The sequence below is a fragment of the Methanosarcina siciliae T4/M genome (genome assembly GCF_000970085.1).
In the GTDB taxonomy this organism is placed as follows: Archaea; Halobacteriota; Methanosarcinia; order Methanosarcinales; family Methanosarcinaceae; genus Methanosarcina; species Methanosarcina siciliae.
On the sequence record NZ_CP009506.1, the window covers coordinates 3,780,711 to 3,796,308 of the forward strand.

General features: G+C 43.2%; 19 protein-coding genes. 2 read left to right on the forward strand and 17 right to left on the reverse strand.

Features of this window, described 5'->3' with window-relative positions; translation table 11 throughout:
* Positions 1–4: 4 nt before the first annotated feature.
* The 9 genes from rnp1 to rpl3p are packed head-to-tail and all read right to left on the reverse strand — an operon-like array spanning position 5 to position 5,115.
* Positions 5–337 carry a ribonuclease P protein component 1 gene (gene rnp1, locus MSSIT_RS15815; protein WP_048173522.1) on the reverse strand — a complete coding sequence of 111 codons (333 nt, stop codon included), beginning with the start codon at positions 335–337 and terminating at the stop codon, positions 5–7.
* On the reverse strand, positions 327–530 hold the full coding sequence (rpmC, locus tag MSSIT_RS15820; protein ID WP_048173523.1) for a 50S ribosomal protein L29: 204 nt from the start codon (positions 528–530) through the stop codon (positions 327–329). Before rpmC ends, rnp1 begins: the two co-directional genes overlap by 11 nt.
* Entirely contained in the window at positions 530–1,468 is a 939-nt protein-coding gene (locus tag MSSIT_RS15825) for a 30S ribosomal protein S3 (protein ID WP_048173524.1), read from the reverse strand. The genes rpmC and MSSIT_RS15825 overlap by 1 nt, the downstream gene beginning before the upstream one ends.
* Positions 1,469–1,924: a 50S ribosomal protein L22 gene (locus tag MSSIT_RS15830; protein ID WP_048173525.1), complete on the reverse strand. Its 456-nt coding sequence runs from the start codon at positions 1,922–1,924 to the stop codon at positions 1,469–1,471.
* 11 nt (positions 1,925–1,935) lie between these two features.
* Positions 1,936–2,346, reverse strand: a complete 411-nt coding sequence (locus MSSIT_RS15835; RefSeq protein WP_048173526.1) for a 30S ribosomal protein S19 — start codon at positions 2,344–2,346, stop codon at positions 1,936–1,938.
* Positions 2,347–2,361: 15 nt separating this feature from the next.
* Positions 2,362–3,078, reverse strand: coding sequence for a 50S ribosomal protein L2 (locus MSSIT_RS15840; protein ID WP_048173527.1), 717 nt, complete (start codon positions 3,076–3,078; stop codon positions 2,362–2,364).
* Positions 3,079–3,088: 10 nt separating this feature from the next.
* Positions 3,089–3,337 carry a 50S ribosomal protein L23 gene (locus MSSIT_RS15845; RefSeq protein WP_011021103.1) on the reverse strand — a complete coding sequence of 83 codons (249 nt, stop codon included), beginning with the start codon at positions 3,335–3,337 and terminating at the stop codon, positions 3,089–3,091.
* Positions 3,334–4,095, reverse strand: coding sequence for a 50S ribosomal protein L4 (gene rpl4p / locus MSSIT_RS15850; protein ID WP_048173528.1), 762 nt, complete (start codon positions 4,093–4,095; stop codon positions 3,334–3,336). The genes MSSIT_RS15845 and rpl4p overlap by 4 nt, the downstream gene beginning before the upstream one ends.
* A 6-nt stretch (positions 4,096–4,101) precedes the next feature.
* A complete protein-coding gene (gene rpl3p, locus MSSIT_RS15855; RefSeq protein ID WP_048173529.1) occupies positions 4,102–5,115 on the reverse strand; it encodes a 50S ribosomal protein L3 in 1,014 nt (337 codons plus the stop codon).
* A 57-nt stretch (positions 5,116–5,172) separates the two neighbouring features.
* On the opposite strand from rpl3p, the gene MSSIT_RS15860 reads away from it, so the two are divergent.
* Positions 5,173–5,415 (forward strand): hypothetical protein, encoded by a 243-nt coding sequence (locus tag MSSIT_RS15860; RefSeq protein WP_048173530.1) that lies wholly within the window; start codon positions 5,173–5,175, stop codon positions 5,413–5,415.
* 769 nt (positions 5,416–6,184) lie between these two features.
* On the opposite strand, the gene MSSIT_RS23580 is transcribed toward MSSIT_RS15860, so the two are convergent.
* The 8 genes from MSSIT_RS23580 to MSSIT_RS15890 form a co-directional block, all read right to left on the reverse strand.
* A complete protein-coding gene (locus MSSIT_RS23580; protein ID WP_156158882.1) occupies positions 6,185–6,331 on the reverse strand; it encodes a hypothetical protein in 147 nt (48 codons plus the stop codon).
* Between the two features lie 66 nt (positions 6,332–6,397).
* On the reverse strand, positions 6,398–6,553 hold the full coding sequence (locus tag MSSIT_RS24290; protein ID WP_187151779.1) for a hypothetical protein: 156 nt from the start codon (positions 6,551–6,553) through the stop codon (positions 6,398–6,400).
* The gene (locus MSSIT_RS23585) at positions 6,553–6,699 is read right to left on the reverse strand and encodes a hypothetical protein (protein ID WP_156158883.1); all 147 of its coding nucleotides are present in this window, start codon (positions 6,697–6,699) and stop codon (positions 6,553–6,555) included. Before MSSIT_RS23585 ends, MSSIT_RS24290 begins: the two co-directional genes overlap by 1 nt.
* A 247-nt stretch (positions 6,700–6,946) precedes the next feature.
* Positions 6,947–7,102 (reverse strand): hypothetical protein, encoded by a 156-nt coding sequence (locus MSSIT_RS24295; RefSeq protein ID WP_187151781.1) that lies wholly within the window; start codon positions 7,100–7,102, stop codon positions 6,947–6,949.
* A gap of 374 nt (positions 7,103–7,476) precedes the next feature.
* A complete protein-coding gene (locus MSSIT_RS24300) occupies positions 7,477–8,067 on the reverse strand; it encodes a PEF-CTERM sorting domain-containing protein (RefSeq protein ID WP_048173532.1) in 591 nt (196 codons plus the stop codon).
* Positions 8,068–8,667: 600 nt separating this feature from the next.
* Positions 8,668–9,213, reverse strand: a complete 546-nt coding sequence (locus MSSIT_RS21405) for a PEF-CTERM sorting domain-containing protein (RefSeq protein ID WP_052721690.1) — start codon at positions 9,211–9,213, stop codon at positions 8,668–8,670.
* 754 nt (positions 9,214–9,967) lie between these two features.
* Positions 9,968–10,492, reverse strand: coding sequence for a PEF-CTERM sorting domain-containing protein (locus MSSIT_RS15885; RefSeq protein ID WP_231589901.1), 525 nt, complete (start codon positions 10,490–10,492; stop codon positions 9,968–9,970).
* Between the two features lie 900 nt (positions 10,493–11,392).
* Positions 11,393–13,837: a DUF1616 domain-containing protein gene (locus tag MSSIT_RS15890; protein ID WP_048173535.1), complete on the reverse strand. Its 2,445-nt coding sequence runs from the start codon at positions 13,835–13,837 to the stop codon at positions 11,393–11,395.
* A 491-nt stretch (positions 13,838–14,328) separates the two neighbouring features.
* On the opposite strand from MSSIT_RS15890, the gene MSSIT_RS15895 reads away from it, so the two are divergent.
* A complete protein-coding gene (locus tag MSSIT_RS15895) occupies positions 14,329–15,594 on the forward strand; it encodes a M48 family metalloprotease (RefSeq protein WP_231589902.1) in 1,266 nt (421 codons plus the stop codon).
* The last annotated feature ends 4 nt before the right edge of the window (positions 15,595–15,598 follow it).

Sequence of the window (15,598 nt, forward strand, 5' to 3'; positions counted from 1 at the left end):
GAATTTAGCCCCATTTACGTAGCTTTTTAATGTTCTTGATCCGATTTTCGGGTTGTGAGAGCAGCAGGTTTCCCTGAATTTTAACGAATGTATCGGATCTGCGGCCTTTTTCTGAGAGCTCGGCAGGGATCCGGAAGAGAAATTCCGAATCCGCCTTGGGAATCTTCAGTTCCCGGGACTCTGGGTTTTCCACAACAAGCATATTTTTCGTCTCGTTGATTACTCTGCCCCGGATTCCTGTTAATGATGGATTAGTGGAATTAATCACCTTGATCTCGAGCCCTATCAGTTCATGAAAGATAAGATTCGAAGGTAGAATTTCCACTTTAGATCTCATTTAGCTCGTGCTGAATTGTCTTTATACGGGCAATCGTTCTCCTGATTTCTCCGATCCTGCCAGGGTTTTCCGGAGCCCCGCCTGCAGAGGTAAGAGCTCTTTCCCTGACCAGTTCGTTATTCAGGTTTTCGAGTTCATCAGCCCGTTCTTCAATCGTCATGGTCCGGATTTCGTTGGTCCTGAGAATTGCCATTATTCCTTAGCCTCCTTGTGGACCCTTGCCATTGGATGCCAGTAATCATAGCTCCCATGCTTGTGTTGCCAGACACCATTGACCTGCCTGCGGACTTCATCCGAACCTTCGACATAGACAAGTTCGGCCCCTTCAATGTCTTCGGATGTTTCAGCCTGGACTTCTTCTTCTGCTTCTTCGGGCTCTGCAACTTCAGCTTCCTCTACGGGTGCCGGTGCAGGGGCTTCGGGAGCAGGAGCAGGAGCTTTGGCTTTTTCCTCCTTTTTGGGAGCTTCGGCTGCTTTCTCAACAGGCTTCTCAACAGGCTTCTCAGCAGGCTTTTCAGCGGGTTCTTCAACTTCGACGGATTCCCTGACTTTGTAGGAGTCGGGAAGTACAACGCCAGGCTGAATGATCCTGACTTTGCAACCAAGAGTCCCGAGCTTTTTGACTGCTACTGCAAACCCTTCGTCCACGACTTCTTCTACAGGATTTCCGGAGTGCTTTATGTACCCGTTAACAAATTTCTCGACTCTGGACCTTGCTCCGGTAAGCTTTCCGGAAATTACGACTTCACAACCAAGGGCGCCTGCATTCATGACTGCTCTGAGAGTGTTGTGTCCGGCTTTCCTGAAGTACCAGCCCCTTTCAATGGAAGCGGCAAGCCTGGACGCCATCATCTGGGCGTTAAGTTCGGGCCTCTTGACTTCCTGAGCATCAATCTGCGGGTTTTCGAGGCTGTATTTGTTTGCAACGTCGCGGGTAAGTTTCCTGATGACCTTCCCGGCTTTCCCGATTACCATTCCCGGCTTTTCAGAGTAGATAACAATCTGGGTGCCCATGGGGGTCCTGTTTAACTCCATGCCGCCGTATCCAGCCCTGCTGAGCTGTTCTGCAAAATACTCGTCCATGGAAGCTTTGACGTACCCGTCACTGACGAATTTTTTCTCTATTGCCATTTAGCGCACCTCGGAGAGGATCATCTCGATATTTACAGTTTCCGTATCTTTGGGCGTTGCCCTTCCCCTGGCCCTTGGCATGAACCCATGAATCACTCTTCCGCGCTGGATGGCGGCGTGGGTGATGTACATGTTTGCAGGTTCAAGGCCTTTATATTCGGCGTTGCTTTCTGCATTTTTAAGGACCTTTAAGATCTCTTTTGAGGCACTTATAGGGTACCTTCCTGCAGCCATTGGCCCTTTCCTGTGACCCGTTCCGTCATGGTGCTTCTTGAAGGGAACTGCCTGTTTCATGGCGATTACGTCCTCAAGGAACTTCCTGGCTTCAGAGGCCTTCATACCCTTAATCTTGCAGCAAACCTCACGGGATTTCTTGGGGGAGATGTGAAGTTCGGAACCCATTGCTTTAGAGGTAGTTTCGGGGTCTCCATTGATTGAGTAATTGATTCTTGCCATTCCCTTTCACCTCATTTAAGCGGTACGAACTTGCTTGAACGGGTTGCTCCCACACCGGCACTGCCGTGGTTAACTCTTGATCTTGTAGGTGCGAATTCTCCGAAGCGGTGCCCGACCATTTCAGGCTGGAGATCTACACTTACAAACCCTTTCCCGTTGTGGATTTCGATAGTCTTTCCGATCATTTCGGGAAGGATGATCAGGTCCCTGTGATGGGTCTTAACCTTCTTTCCTTCCTTGAACTCATGCAGGACTTTCTTCTGCCCGTCTGTGAACCCGCGCTTGATGCTCCTGCGCTCTCTTGATGGCAGGAGTTCTGCAAACTCTTCAAGACTCAGTTCCTGAAGTTCTGAGACGGTCTTCCCGCGGTAGGTATACTCACCCTTTCTCTTCGGTAACCTTGATGATGATTTCTTTGCCATAACGAATACACCTCATCAGCGCTTCATTCCGGTCCTTCTTGCTGCAATCAGTCCGACCTTTCTTCCGGGCGGGGCGTTTCTGCTAACGGTAGTTGGCTTACCAGGGTGTTTCCAGGCACCTCCACCGAACGGGTGGTCAACAGGGTTCATAGCAACAGCCGAAACCCTCGGATACTTTGCAGCCCTTGTTTTCATTTTGTGATACTTTTTCCCGGCTTTAAGCCACGGCCTGTCCACTCTGCCGCTGCCGGCAACAATCCCGACGACTGCCCTGCACTTGGGGTTGAGCCATTTTATGTTCCCCGAAGGCATGGACACTGCAGTCCTGGTCGGTTCGTGGGTTACAACGGTTGCATATACTCCGGAGGAACGGACAAATTTGCCGCCGTCGTTTGGCTTTGATTCTATATTGCAGATGAAGAAACCTTCGGGCACATTTCCGATAGGTACAATGTTCCCGGGTTTTACCTCAGCATCGTCTCCGCACTCGATAATATTCCCTACGGCAATGCCTTCGGAAGCAAGAAGGAAAAGTTCTTCTCCGTTTTCAAAGGTAACTTTTGCTATAGGAGCTGAACGAGCAGGGTCGTGCTCGATGTCTATGACTTCTCCCCGGAGGGAGCTGTTTTCATCCACACGGGGGTGTCTCAGGTCTGCCTTGTACTTGTGAGAAGGAGCTCTGTAGGTCGGAGTGCCTCGACCCCTGTTCTGTGATATTAGTCTTTTACCCATGGATCACACCTCACATAAGTCCTATTCGGGTTGCAATCTCATGTGCCGCTTCAGGTTCTTCAAAGGCAAGGACTGCTTTTTTCATACCCTTCATTGTGGTCATGGTCCGCACGGATTTTACTTTGAACCCGTACATCTTCTCAACATCTTCTAAGATCTGCTTCTTGTTTGACCTGGTATCAACGATAAACTGGAGCTTGTTTTCATCAAGCAGCATCATCGCTTTTTCAGTAACAAACGGATAATTGATAGAACTCATTGGAATGCGCCCTCCAGTTTTCCAATTGCAGACTCTGTCCAGACAGTAAGGCGACCTGCGTGAGTGCCCGGTGCGAGCAGTTCGGCATTCAGTGAGTCCACTGTTACGACGTCTACTCCGGAAAGGTTTCTTGCCGCTTTCAGGATAGGAGTGTTTTCTCCTGCAACGATCAGGACGCTCTTTTTGTGCTTGTATTTCCTGCCTCTGAGCTTTCCGCGGCCTGCCCTGATGTGCCTCCCGTATTTTGCCCTGAGTACGTCCTCATAGAGCCCTGCAGCTTCGAGGAACTCGATTACCTGCTTTGTCCGCTCGAGACTTTCAAGGTCGTTTACTGCGACAATGGGAAGTTCGGCTTCAAAAATGTGTCCTCTCAGGCTTACAAGGGTAGGATCTGTGGTTGCTGCGATTGCAGAACGGATTGCGTAGCGGCGCTCTTTTGTGTTGACCTTCTCGCTCCTGTCAGCTTCCGGTTTTGGTGGGTGAGCTCTCCTTCCGCCCTTGGCATGCGGGACTCTTGCAGCCCTGCTGCTGTTTACAAGCCTTGGGACATGGGATACACCTCTTCCGGAACCCCAGCCTCTTGCCGAGGTCTCCATGCCTGCGTAGAGGCGGGGACCGTAGGGCTGAAGCCTGTTTGCCTGGGCTGCCAGTACTGCCTTTTTAATCAGGTCCGGGCGGTAGTCCGCATCAAACACTGCAGGGAGCTCGATTTCCCCGACAGCTTTTCCTGTAAGGTCTATGGTTTTTGCTGTAGCCATCTTAGATCACCCCTGCTTGGATTCCCTGCTTATGTACAGGATGTTGGGTTCGCCAAGGTCGGCTTTCTTTGCCCTGATAGGGTCTCTGAGCCTTATAAGCCTCTTGGAAGGGCCGGGGACACTGCCTTTTATAAGGATATAGTCGCCGCGGACAAGCCCATAGTTAATGAACCCGCCTTCCGGAGTGACTTCTTCTCCATCGGACCCGATCTTGAGGATGCGCTTGTTAAACTCAGTCCTCTGGTGGTATCCCATCTGGCCCATCTGCGGGACTCTCCAGGAGACACGGGACGGGTTGAAAGCCCCGAGGGTACCGACCTGTCTGAGGCTGCCCTGCCTGGAGTGCTTGCCTTTCATCAGCTGAATACCCCAGCGCTTTACAGGGCCCTGGGTACCTTTCCCTATGGTAATTGCTGCGGTGTCGACAAGTGTTCCGTTCTTGAAAACATCGGTAACACTTACAAGGGTGCCGAGGATTGATTTTGCGTATTCGAATTTGGTGCCGAGGTCTCTTGCACTGATCCCGGATTCCATGATGTCCGGCACCTTTTTGGGGACACCGGTAAGGCTCTTTGGAAGGGTGTAGATAACTGACTTGATGTCGCTTACTTTGCCTTCTTCGATCATTTTTCCGATATTTTCAAGAGCTTCAGCCTGGTTACCTGCTGCCGGAACGGGGATCCTGCGCTTGAGTTCAGGATCAAGGTCTGCTGCCCATACCTCAGCGATTGCCTTTTCCCCGGTGCTGTCTTCTGCGTAAGCCCGGATGGCTGCGACCCTTATTGCAGGAGTTTCGATTACAGTCACAGGCACGGAGATTTCCATACCCTGGGTAAGGCTGTTCTTTATATCATCAACCATGATCACGTGGGTCATACCCACCTTATAACCTGCAAAACTCTGCAGCTTTGGCTCACCTGTCGCTTCCGGCCAGGCTCTGAACCTTGGAATGTGGCTCTTAGCCCTCTTGCGCGGACTGAATGCAAGGGAACCTCGTTTTGGTCGGTGTATGCTTGCCATATTTCTACTCCGTAAACTTCAATTGAAATACCAGTCCCTCCGGTCGGAACAAAACGAGTGACAAAAGAGAAATGCTCCGGATTCCCCGAACGCTACCAGGTGGGGGAGGGATGTCCATTTCAGACCTGCCGGCTTGGAAAGCCTCGAGCAGACCGGAGCCCTGTGCTCCCGGTACCCTACATTCCTTCAGGCATCTGCAGATATTCGGTTCCCTTCCGTTCCTGCCTCCGCAGGAAAGCTCTTATTGAAGGACCGACCTTACGATTCCTGGCAGACCCAAATCCAGGCACCTTGCCCTGATTTGAAACATATAGCAATCTGATTTTGAAAGTTCAGAATTCAGTAACCTTATTTTTAATTCAGTTAACCTGACTTGAAACTTCAGTATTCAGCAACTACAACCGCAACTCATCGAAAACCTGGAACAGTTTCGTGCGATTTTAGGCACCTTCAGGCGCCAAAAGCGGGCGTTTCAAAGCATTGGCCCTTTGACACTCATGTTGATCCGACTTTTCTCACTGGTTTATATTCAATGCAGGAAATTCAACCGCAAAAACGGTAAAAAGCCCTTACTTCCGGAGATTTCCGGGAGTTTAGCATTAAGCATCACATTGATCTGATAAAGAGTTCCAGACATCATAATGCCCGAAACCTCACATCTCTGATGTACTTTGCCTTTAAATAGCACACCTAATATATAAAGCCTTTGTAGGGAGAGAGGAAAAATGGAAAAGTAGAATCAATTGCAGGGGAGAAAAAAGGCAGTAAATTAAAAAGTTGCAGTAAATTAAAAAGTTAAAAGCCATGAGGGCCATTCACAGATTAACATGCAGATTAGCATGCCGCTCCTAACCACCCGGCCAATACGACGTTGTGAAACATCTTAATTACACTTAGTGAAGTCCCTATATAATACATTCAGGACAACAAACCCGGACAGCAAGCTGCCAGTGTCAGCGATTTATCAGCAGCGTCAGCAAGTTATAGCTCCCAGGCAGGAGTTCGGAAAACGGAGCCCTGTAAAAAAGAGGTAAAAAAGTTTTCGGATGGAAAAAGAACCTGAAAATGCTCAGGGTTCTGCCTGTTTTTCAGCAAAAACCGGTTTCATGATTTCAGGAATCTTCCTGGCCCTTAAATTTATCCCGCCCGCAAGAGCCACACCCGGTATTTTCCGGACGAATTCGGCAGAGTTGCTACCAGATGACCAGGTTACCATTTCAACCCGCCCTCCGGCCCCGGGACCACTTTGAGAATTCCCTGAATCTGAAACGAAAGCATGAATTTATACAGACATAAAAGGAGATATTTTCTCTTCCCCCATCCTTTCCTGAGAGATTAAAAGACATTCGAGAGTGCAGTAAACTGCCTTTTCTTCAACCTTTTTCAGGACTATGAACTCACTCCCGCAAATCGGGCAGATTTTTTTTACATATTTCATTAAAAATCACCAACCTGTTTTAGTGCCCGGTTTCGGGGATGTGTTCTGCCAGACAGGACCATCTGTCCCCTGGCAACCGTAAGGGTCATTTTTCGAATCATGCCCCCAGAGAAAACATTAAAAAGTTCCGGATTGACAATTCCCATATCGCTAATCTCCTAACAATTAACAAAAATTGATTAGAAAAAGTAAGACCTCAACTTATAAGAAACTTTGTCAAAAAAATAAAGAATACTTTAAAATATTACTATAAAGTGACCACACCAACATACACAAAAATACACCAATGAACAATAGCAATGAGGAAAAAACACATAACTAAAAGAACAGACCGGGAGTTAAAAAAACTAAAAAGTAAATAGACCATAATGCTTGCGGTAAAACAGTATGAATTTATATAGACATAAAAGAGGAAGCTTTATCTCGCTTCGTCGTCCCCTGGGACGCTAAAAGACACTCAAGCTTGCAGTAAATTGCCTTTTCCTCAACTATTTTCAGGACTGTAAACTCACGCCCACAGATAGGACATGTTTTCCTTACATATTCCATGATATCACCTACTTGTTTTAACTTTCATACCCGACAAAGTTTTTTAACAGACAGCGGCCACGTATTTTATTCCACAAAAAGAAATTAAAGACGCGGCAGAACATAATTATATAAATATATTTATCCGGTGGAGAATTATGCTGCCAGAGCACTGACTCCCCATAATTTTGCTCAACCCCAAACATTGAATCGTAAATACGAGTATAAATAGCTAGATGTTAGATGAGTAAATAATGTTAGGAAACAATGTTTCTGAAGATAGATACTTAAGAAGTTAGGAAGTTTTTGTCGGGTTTTAGAAGGGAAAAAATAAGTTAATAAATAAAAAAAAGAAAGTTGGGAAATTTTAAGGAAAAGAAGAGTTGTGGGGGGAATTACAGCCCTTCTTTCTTACGTCCGAAGATGAAAACCAATCCGAGTATAGCTGCTATGGGTGCCGCGATGGTTGGGAATTCGGGAACGTTAAGACTTGCCCCTTTGAGCTCAAGCACTACATCCTGGTAGTCATTATCGGTTGAATCTTCAAATCCCAGGACGTAACCTCCTGTGTCCAGAGTAAAAAGCCTTACACGTTTTACCCCACCATTCAGGCTTGCTTTACTGTAATAAGTTGTCCCAGCGGAAGGCTCAATATACATACCGAACTTACCACCCGGATTAAAGCTCTTTGAAACCCCTATTGATCCTTCAGGAGTGGGAAACAGTAAATTCATAGAATCCGGGTCGGAACTATCATACCAACCTGTAGGGTTAACGTTAGCTGACTGTTTGTCCACGATCAAGGCAGTAACAACATATGCTCCCGGCTGGAATTCATACTCGTTTGTATTGGTAACTTCATGAAAATTCCCAGCCCCATACTTACTGTTCAGAATAGTCACCAGAGTGTCCTCTGCCAACGCATTTCCAGCCCCTACCACAAGTAGAAGCACGATACTAACCAAAAATAAGGATATTTTTTTCATAATCTACCCCTGTTTTCCAGATTTTTGCTTTAGATCCGTATAATAGATTTTAACCAGAATAATTAGTTCAAGTTCACAGAATTTCCATTAAAAAAGTAAGATATTCTTTGAATATTCAAAAACTCAATTAGAACCGACAGTATTTATACTGCAAAAAAAAACGGTTTCAACAAGCAGATAATCATAGGTCTAAATTGAGATATGTAAAGAGAGTATTCGGGGGAGAATACTAACTATTTAATGGAATGCGTCACCTGTGAAATTAAACACATTATAAGGTCTTTTAGTATACTCCTCCAGAAATATATAAATCTGCTCAGGGATAATATATAAAATAAGATTTATTCGCCGTTACCTTAAAAAAGATCTTAGACTCTTAAATAAGTTGAAAACTATCGTTTTGATGGAATTGAGATATTCGATTGCTAACTAATGAGAATTATAAAAACGAAAGCGTTAACCAATAATCAAGTAATATCAATCCCACAGGTTTGTCAACAGAATTTTAAAACTCAGTTCAGCTGGATTTATAAAAACAGGCCATATAAATTAAATATTTGTAGGGCAGTAGAAAGAAAAAAAGAAAAGAAGAAAGGGATATTACAGCCCTTCTTTCTTACGCCCGAAGATAAAAAGCAATCCTATTATTCCTGCTATGGGTGCGGCGACGGTTGGGAATTCAGGTACATAAAGATTTGTGCTTGCAGAAGTGAGGAAAAAACCTTCATCCCCAATAGTAACCTTATATACAGCGTCGGATGGTGCTGAGGAGGTCCTAGTTACAAATATAATATTAGGATCTGTAAAGGTACCAGTACCCTCTGTTATTTTGGGCAGGGTGAAAGTTGCAGGACTTGGGAGAATTACACTCACATCACTAGCACTTCCAAGAACATTACCATCACTGTTTGGCCATGGAGTCACTGCAGCACCATAGTCGTATGTAATATCACTTTCAGCGACAGTGTATACCACAGATAACTGTAAGCGTAAAGGGTTGTCAACAGCCAAATATAAGTCTTCGTTACTTACAACTTCTTGAGTATCAGCGTTTATCAAAGTTGAACTCGCCGGTGAAGCCATCGCTGACCCGGCCATACAAGCGATCAATAAACCGCTCACTATTAATAACAATATTTTCTTCATAATCTACCCCTACTTTCCAGATAAGTTTATACACCATTATTTATGGAAAGTCATATGAACTGAACTCATCATAAATGTTTAATCCTTGAGGGATCCACTAAAAAAGTTAATATTTTCCTTGAATATCCAGAGACTCACTTACACTTCACAGCAATCATACAATGGACAACAAGGTTTACCTATCACAGGCAAGCCCTGGAAAAAGATTGAGAGGTGGAAGGGAGTACTCAGGGGAAGAATACAAACCAGTAATGGATTGCGCCAACATTGAAATTAAACATTTTATAATGTTGTACCATATATCTATCACGAAATATATAAGGATGTTCAAGTTTAATATATAAGATAAGATATATTCATCGTGAACTTAGAAATGTATAATATTAAGATATATAAAAGGCAACGAATACGACAGTTGTAAGCTTCAAGTGTGAAATATTGCACAAAACAACAATACACATTACTTAGATATGAAGTCTCTAATTACGGTATTTTTGCTTGTTTTTCAATTTTTATAAACTGAAAAGTTCCCATATTATTCCGAGAAGTAGATATCCAGTGATGCTGAGATTTTCCGTAATTTATCGAGATGAAAAAATAAATACTATGGCAATATTTCAAAAGCTGATGGATATATATAATAAAATTATAACTCAGTTTAACCGGATTTTTTAAAAAAACCGGAAATATAAATTTCAAGATTTAAAGAGACTGCAAAAAATAAAAAAATAAAAGAACAAAAGGTTGTAAAAGCTTACAGCCCTTCTTTGTTACGTCCGAATATGAAAACGATTCCAATTACAGCTGCTATGGGGAAGGCAATGATGGGGAACTCGGGAACTAATACATTAACGGATTCTGCCGAATAAACAGAATAAGACTGTGTAATCGAATCTCCCCCAGATTCGGAATAAGTTGTTACAGTTACCGTCCCCGGATTGGTTCCTTTTATGTACAGGTTTCCAGTGCAGGCCTCTACAGTTGATGTAAAAGAAGAACTTGAAAGAGAGTGACCAACGCTTGCCCAGTTACTGGAACTGCCCACTGCAATAGGAGAGGAGCTTTCAATATATGCAAAAAGACCATCAGTTGCAGTAAGAGTCACATGATAGGTCCCTGGGGTGTTAATCCCTATACTTGTAGCAACAGAGGCAACGGACTCTCCATCCGGAGTTATAGTTACATCATCCGGTGTCAGTACGGTATTACTGGCACTTGCCGATCCGGCGATACAGACTAGCAATAGACAGCGCACTAATAGCAACAACATTTTTTTCATAATCTACCCCTGATTTCCAGATAAATCTACCCTTATTTATCGGAAAGTTGTTGAACTGGACTTATAAAATGTTTAATTTCAGGTTTCCATATAAAATCAGTATTTTCCCGAAAAATCAAGATGTTCGAATGAAGAGTTCTTATTCACACATTTAAGGGATCAGCCTTCCCATACAAAGGCAAACTTAAGATTCAAACATAAGGAAGTGAGTATTATTCCGAAGAAAGATACTAACAATTAATTGGTTACAATCTTTTTTAAATTAATCATTTTATAATGTTAAGTGTTATATTTAACAGTAAATATTTAAGGATGTGCAGACTAAATATATAAAATAAGAAGACTTTTTCCGATTAAAAAACATAAGAAATTGTAAATAAACAGAAGTGACATAATTTGAAAGTTATAGAGTCGGATTCTGCCCTTTTATGAGAAAATGAGTATACATGCCCCATAAATACGACAGATATACAATTTATATGCCAGCTCTTCAATCCTTTATTTTTCTTTAATATTCCCTATTTTTGTAGAATTCGAGGAATTGATATATTTGAAAGAAAATATGTTTTTAGTATTATTTTACTTTCTTTCAAATAATCTGAACCGAATGAAATGGATAATGAAAACTTCAAAAGTTAATAGATATCTGTAATAAAATAATAACATGATTTAGCCCGATATTTATAGATGTCCGAAATTATAATATTTGGCACTTAAAAAGTTAAAAGAAAAAATATCGACGGGAAATTAGGCAAAAAAATCAAGAAAGATCCTAATTTAAAATCACCGAAACTTTATTTGTATTAATAGGCTCCGATTTTTTATTTTGGGATTAGCTGCAGATTAAATAATTAGTTGAACAGACCGGCAATTATTCAGCTTTCCAGCATGACCAACTGCTCAACCTGAATGGTCAACTACAAATGTAGCGTTGCCCTCTATCTTTTCAGAATCCAGGTCATAGCCCGTAACATAGACTTTATGGTCACCCTCATTTAATTCGGACTTAATTCTCGCTTCATAGAAGTATGCACCATCTGAATATGACAGATAAGTGACATCAACTGTTATATTGCCTGAAACTGATACAGAGGGCCTGGACCTTAAAGCTGTTGAGGGAGTAACTTTGATATCCAGATCTCCCTCATCAATAGTTTTCGGAGTAAGCTCGATTTCGAAGTCAGAGATTGAAGAATCAACCGTAAACTCATCAAAAGCGGAAACTGTATTTCCGAAGATGTCCGTACATACCGCCTCTACATAGAAGTGATTCCCGGCACTTACAATATAATTACCTGTCCAGCTAATCCCATCAGATGATGTCAATTCAGTTGATTCGGATTCAAAACCTTCCCGAGCAACCAGGCATACCGCGGCCTGGAGAGATATGGGATATGTGACAGTAAATGTTGTGGCGGTCTTGCAGGGATTGGGGGTGATATCCAGCGTGACCTTCGGAACTCCGGTATAGATCTGAGTCTGGGTGTCCGGTTCAGGGTGTTCAGGCTCTTCGTTTCCAGCCCTGTCAACAGCCTTTGAGCGGAAATAATAAGTCTGGTTATCCTTTCCGGTAAAGCTGGAAGAGTTATCCGTGGTCTTTGAAATCCAGGTTTCCCAGTTGATGCCGTCTGTGCTTGAGTCTATGGAATAATACGCGATTCCTGAAGCTTCATCTGTCCCGTTCCAGGAAACAGTAAAGGTTCTGTCACCTGTGTATGCCGGAAGTTCGAGAACACTTGAGACCGGAGGTACGGTCTCAACAGTATTGGAGTCCGAAACATATGAAGACAGTTCAGAGAGAGGTATCAGGGAAACGCTATCCCAGAAGACTTCAACAGGTACGATTTCGTCCTCCATCTGTCTCAAACCAAGGGTCAGATTGTTTTCACCTGCCTGCAGGGTTATGGGGACTTCAAGGTGCTGCCACCCTTCCGCTTCACTGATTCCTTCCGACCAGACGGTTTCTCCGTTGATGGTAACATATTTTAGCTGGGAGTCCGTTCCTCCGGATGTCAGATTAAAGTCATCTTTTACATATGCTGATAATACAGCCATAGTTTCGTTTTCACTCTTTATATTTTGAGAGATCTCTCCGAACTCGACCGTATAGTTGGAAAGATTTCCTTCATAGGAATTTACTATCCCGTAAGCGAAAGAAGAATTCACACCGGAACCGTTAACATATGAACCTGTTATAGATTCGGAATTTGAAGTAAAACCCCAGCCGGTTGAGAATTCCATCTCACCGTTTTTGAGCTTCGGGAGTGCAGAGGCGTTAGTATACTTCTCGTCGACCAGATGGGAGAAAGTATTATTATTATCTAAATAAAGATGAACAGACCTGTAAGAGAAATAACCGGGCTCTTCTTTGAAGAGGGCAAATTCGAGCTTTGACCTGCCGGGTTTCAAATTATGGCGCGTATAGGTCATATCCTTCTGCCAGATCCCCCCGTCTTCCAGAGGGACGCTGAGCTCCTGGAGCACTTCACCATCAACTTTCATCTGGAGAATATAATTTACACTCTGAAGTTCATGATTTTCAATTCCTACCGTAACATTGACCGGGAGATTGATAAGACTCTCATTCGGATAGCCTTCGGCTTTCCCATCCGGCCCCAGGAGGTACAGCATTGTAAAGGTCTCCTTTTCCCGAGTCATCTTGGCATATGCAAGCATCGCACTTGAGATAATTATCGAACCTACAAGCGCGATTACGAGAGCTTTTTCAATTTCCGGAGGTAAAGGCTTTTTCCGGGTTTCGGATTTGACCTCCTTTCCAGGAGAGTGCTTTAAGCCTTTTGCTTTAACTTTGCTTTTTGACCTGTGAAAACGCCTGTTTTCAGCCGTCACGGAGATCGCAGGGGTTTCTTCCTGCCCAGCCAGACCTCCATCGGCTTTATAAGCCTCATCCACTTCACCCTCCCTGACGGATCGGATGAATTCTTTGATAGAAAATGAGAACTGCTCGCTCTCATCCCGTAACTTCCGGGTAAAAATTGCCAGAATACTGAAAAAAGTCGTAATCCCAAGAATGGATACAACTATCGGGGCAGGCCGGTAACCCCAGGGAAGCAGGCTTATTATAAAACCGTCAAAAACCGTTAGTACAAGACTGAAGCCAACACTTAAGGTAAAACGTTCTATCCCGCTAATCTCTTTATTGCCCGGGAAAAGTGCGGATATAAAGGCATAGCCAGGAACGAAAAAGAAGAGGGATAGAGCTATAGGGATCCTGAGAAAAGTCTCATTGAAAGGAGGAACAAGTACAAAGACAACCCCCAGACATGAAAGAAGAGTAACTGCAAGTAAATCGTCTACAAAAACACATTTTTTTAAGTGTGGCATTCAAATAGGAAGTTATTCGACAAGAGATATAATAGTTTCCAAATATTGAAAATACCTGCCTGCGGACGTTAGTGATAAAATTAAAAATATAAAACCTGTAATTTAAGTCCGCAGTTCAAAAATGGATAATTGAAAGCCACATAAACAGTCAATTAAATAATCATCAAATAGTAAATTAAATAGTCAAAAGTGTATTTATACAAATATTTATACAGATAACTAAAGGAGAACTCCAAAAAATAACTGATTACCTGAAGGGAGAAGATTTTAAAAAAATGCCGTATGATGATTCATCCGGAAGTTTTGATTCGAAAAGTATTTACTTTTTGAGACTTACTGTGCCTATAATTATATTATTACCCAGGGAGATATGCACGGAGTCAATACCTAAAGGAGTAATACATTCATTGCCGCAGCGATGCGTTTTGTAGCAGTAATATTAATATTAGCAGTTAAACTAGCAGTTAAGAAAAAAACCGGGGAACATGTAAATGGCTGGATCTGGAATTCCTGGGTCTTTTGATTTTTCTTCAGCTTTATCAGGCGGGCTCACGATAGAAATTATTTTGTTTATTGTAGTAATTGCAATCCTGGGATTTATCCTGTATGCGTATATATATTTTTCAAGCAGCAAACGGGTCCTCAAATGGTACGGAGCAAAAAAGATCCAGAAAAACGAGAAACCTCTCCTCTATTCGCTTCTTGAAGACCTCGCCTCAAAAGCAGGAGTCAAGCCTCCGGAAATATACAGCTTTGAATCGAGCATCCCTTCAATGTTTACCGTAGGACATGCCAGTAAAACATCGCTTGCCATTTCAACATCCATGCTTGAGATTTTCGGGGAACTGGAACTTGAAGCTTTGATGGCACACGAAGTAGGGCACATAAAAAATAAAGACGTGGGCAAAAACACATTTACGGCATTTCTTGCAGGCACAATAATGTCTTTTCCGAATTTTGCGATGTGGTGCTCGATGCTCTCGGGTTTCGGACAGCCGGAGGACCCGGCGCCGAAATTCTTCAGGTATATTGCAACTGCTATTGCAGTCCCGCCTGCAGCACTTCTTATTCATCTTAGAAACCCGATGAAAAGAGAACTTGAAGCCGATGAAGTAGCAGTCAACCTGACAGAAAACCCCCGGGTCCTGGCAAAAACTATCGAGTACCTTGAAAATTATATTCCCCTTCAGCCAGTATCAACCAGGTTTAATCCCGGGCATTTCCACCTGTTCAGCACTCACACACAGCAGGTAAGAGGATACCTTTCTATTTTCATATCCATGTTTGATACACATCCCGAAACAGGAGACAGGGTTGCACGTATCCTCAGCCATTCGACGTATTCTAAAAATGACAACATCGATAATAAGCGCTCAAGAGTCCCTGGCTTTTTTGATGTGAAAAACTGGAGGCTTGCGTTAGGGATAAGCTTTGTCTCATACATGGCATTTTTGTTTGTGATTATAGTAGGGGTTACTTTTGCACTCAAAGATTTCAATTTCCTTGTCAATGGAGGAATTGCTGCAGCGTATACAGGTACAGTTTTACTGTTTTTAGGGGCTACTGCGAAGCTGTCCAGAAGAAGGATTTATTTGAGGAGCCCTTCTCCGACCCGTAAAAGGGTTTTTTTGAACCCGGTGCAGGCTTTCAAGCATTTGATGAAAAGAGGATTAACTTTTATTCATTTCAACCGCAGCCACATAGCCCATAAAGAAAAATCGGATGCGAAAGAAGAGAAGAAAAGCGAGACTTCATAAGAAA

Excerpts from the sequence above, each read along its gene's own strand:
- rnp1 (WP_048173522.1), bottom strand. The coding sequence starts at position 337 with ATGAGATCTAAAGTGGAAATTCTACCTTCGAATCTTATCTTTCATGAA.
- rpmC (WP_048173523.1), bottom strand. The coding sequence starts at position 530 with ATGGCAATTCTCAGGACCAACGAAATCCGGACCATGACGATTGAAGAA.
- MSSIT_RS15825 (WP_048173524.1), bottom strand. The coding sequence starts at position 1,468 with ATGGCAATAGAGAAAAAATTCGTCAGTGACGGGTACGTCAAAGCTTCC.
- MSSIT_RS15830 (WP_048173525.1), bottom strand. The coding sequence starts at position 1,924 with ATGGCAAGAATCAATTACTCAATCAATGGAGACCCCGAAACTACCTCT.
- MSSIT_RS15835 (WP_048173526.1), bottom strand. The coding sequence starts at position 2,346 with ATGGCAAAGAAATCATCATCAAGGTTACCGAAGAGAAAGGGTGAGTAT.
- MSSIT_RS15840 (WP_048173527.1), bottom strand. The coding sequence starts at position 3,078 with ATGGGTAAAAGACTAATATCACAGAACAGGGGTCGAGGCACTCCGACC.
- MSSIT_RS15845 (WP_011021103.1), bottom strand. The coding sequence starts at position 3,337 with ATGAGTTCTATCAATTATCCGTTTGTTACTGAAAAAGCGATGATGCTG.
- rpl4p (WP_048173528.1), bottom strand. The coding sequence starts at position 4,095 with ATGGCTACAGCAAAAACCATAGACCTTACAGGAAAAGCTGTCGGGGAA.
- rpl3p (WP_048173529.1), bottom strand. The coding sequence starts at position 5,115 with ATGGCAAGCATACACCGACCAAAACGAGGTTCCCTTGCATTCAGTCCG.
- MSSIT_RS23580 (WP_156158882.1), bottom strand. The coding sequence starts at position 6,331 with ATGGTAACCTGGTCATCTGGTAGCAACTCTGCCGAATTCGTCCGGAAA.
- MSSIT_RS24290 (WP_187151779.1), bottom strand. The coding sequence starts at position 6,553 with ATGAAATATGTAAAAAAAATCTGCCCGATTTGCGGGAGTGAGTTCATA.
- MSSIT_RS23585 (WP_156158883.1), bottom strand. The coding sequence starts at position 6,699 with ATGGGAATTGTCAATCCGGAACTTTTTAATGTTTTCTCTGGGGGCATG.
- MSSIT_RS24295 (WP_187151781.1), bottom strand. The coding sequence starts at position 7,102 with ATGGAATATGTAAGGAAAACATGTCCTATCTGTGGGCGTGAGTTTACA.
- MSSIT_RS24300 (WP_048173532.1), bottom strand. The coding sequence starts at position 8,067 with ATGAAAAAAATATCCTTATTTTTGGTTAGTATCGTGCTTCTACTTGTG.
- MSSIT_RS21405 (WP_052721690.1), bottom strand. The coding sequence starts at position 9,213 with ATGAAGAAAATATTGTTATTAATAGTGAGCGGTTTATTGATCGCTTGT.
- MSSIT_RS15885 (WP_231589901.1), bottom strand. The coding sequence starts at position 10,492 with ATGAAAAAAATGTTGTTGCTATTAGTGCGCTGTCTATTGCTAGTCTGT.
- MSSIT_RS15890 (WP_048173535.1), bottom strand. The coding sequence starts at position 13,837 with ATGCCACACTTAAAAAAATGTGTTTTTGTAGACGATTTACTTGCAGTT.
- MSSIT_RS15895 (WP_231589902.1), top strand. The coding sequence starts at position 14,329 with ATGGCTGGATCTGGAATTCCTGGGTCTTTTGATTTTTCTTCAGCTTTA.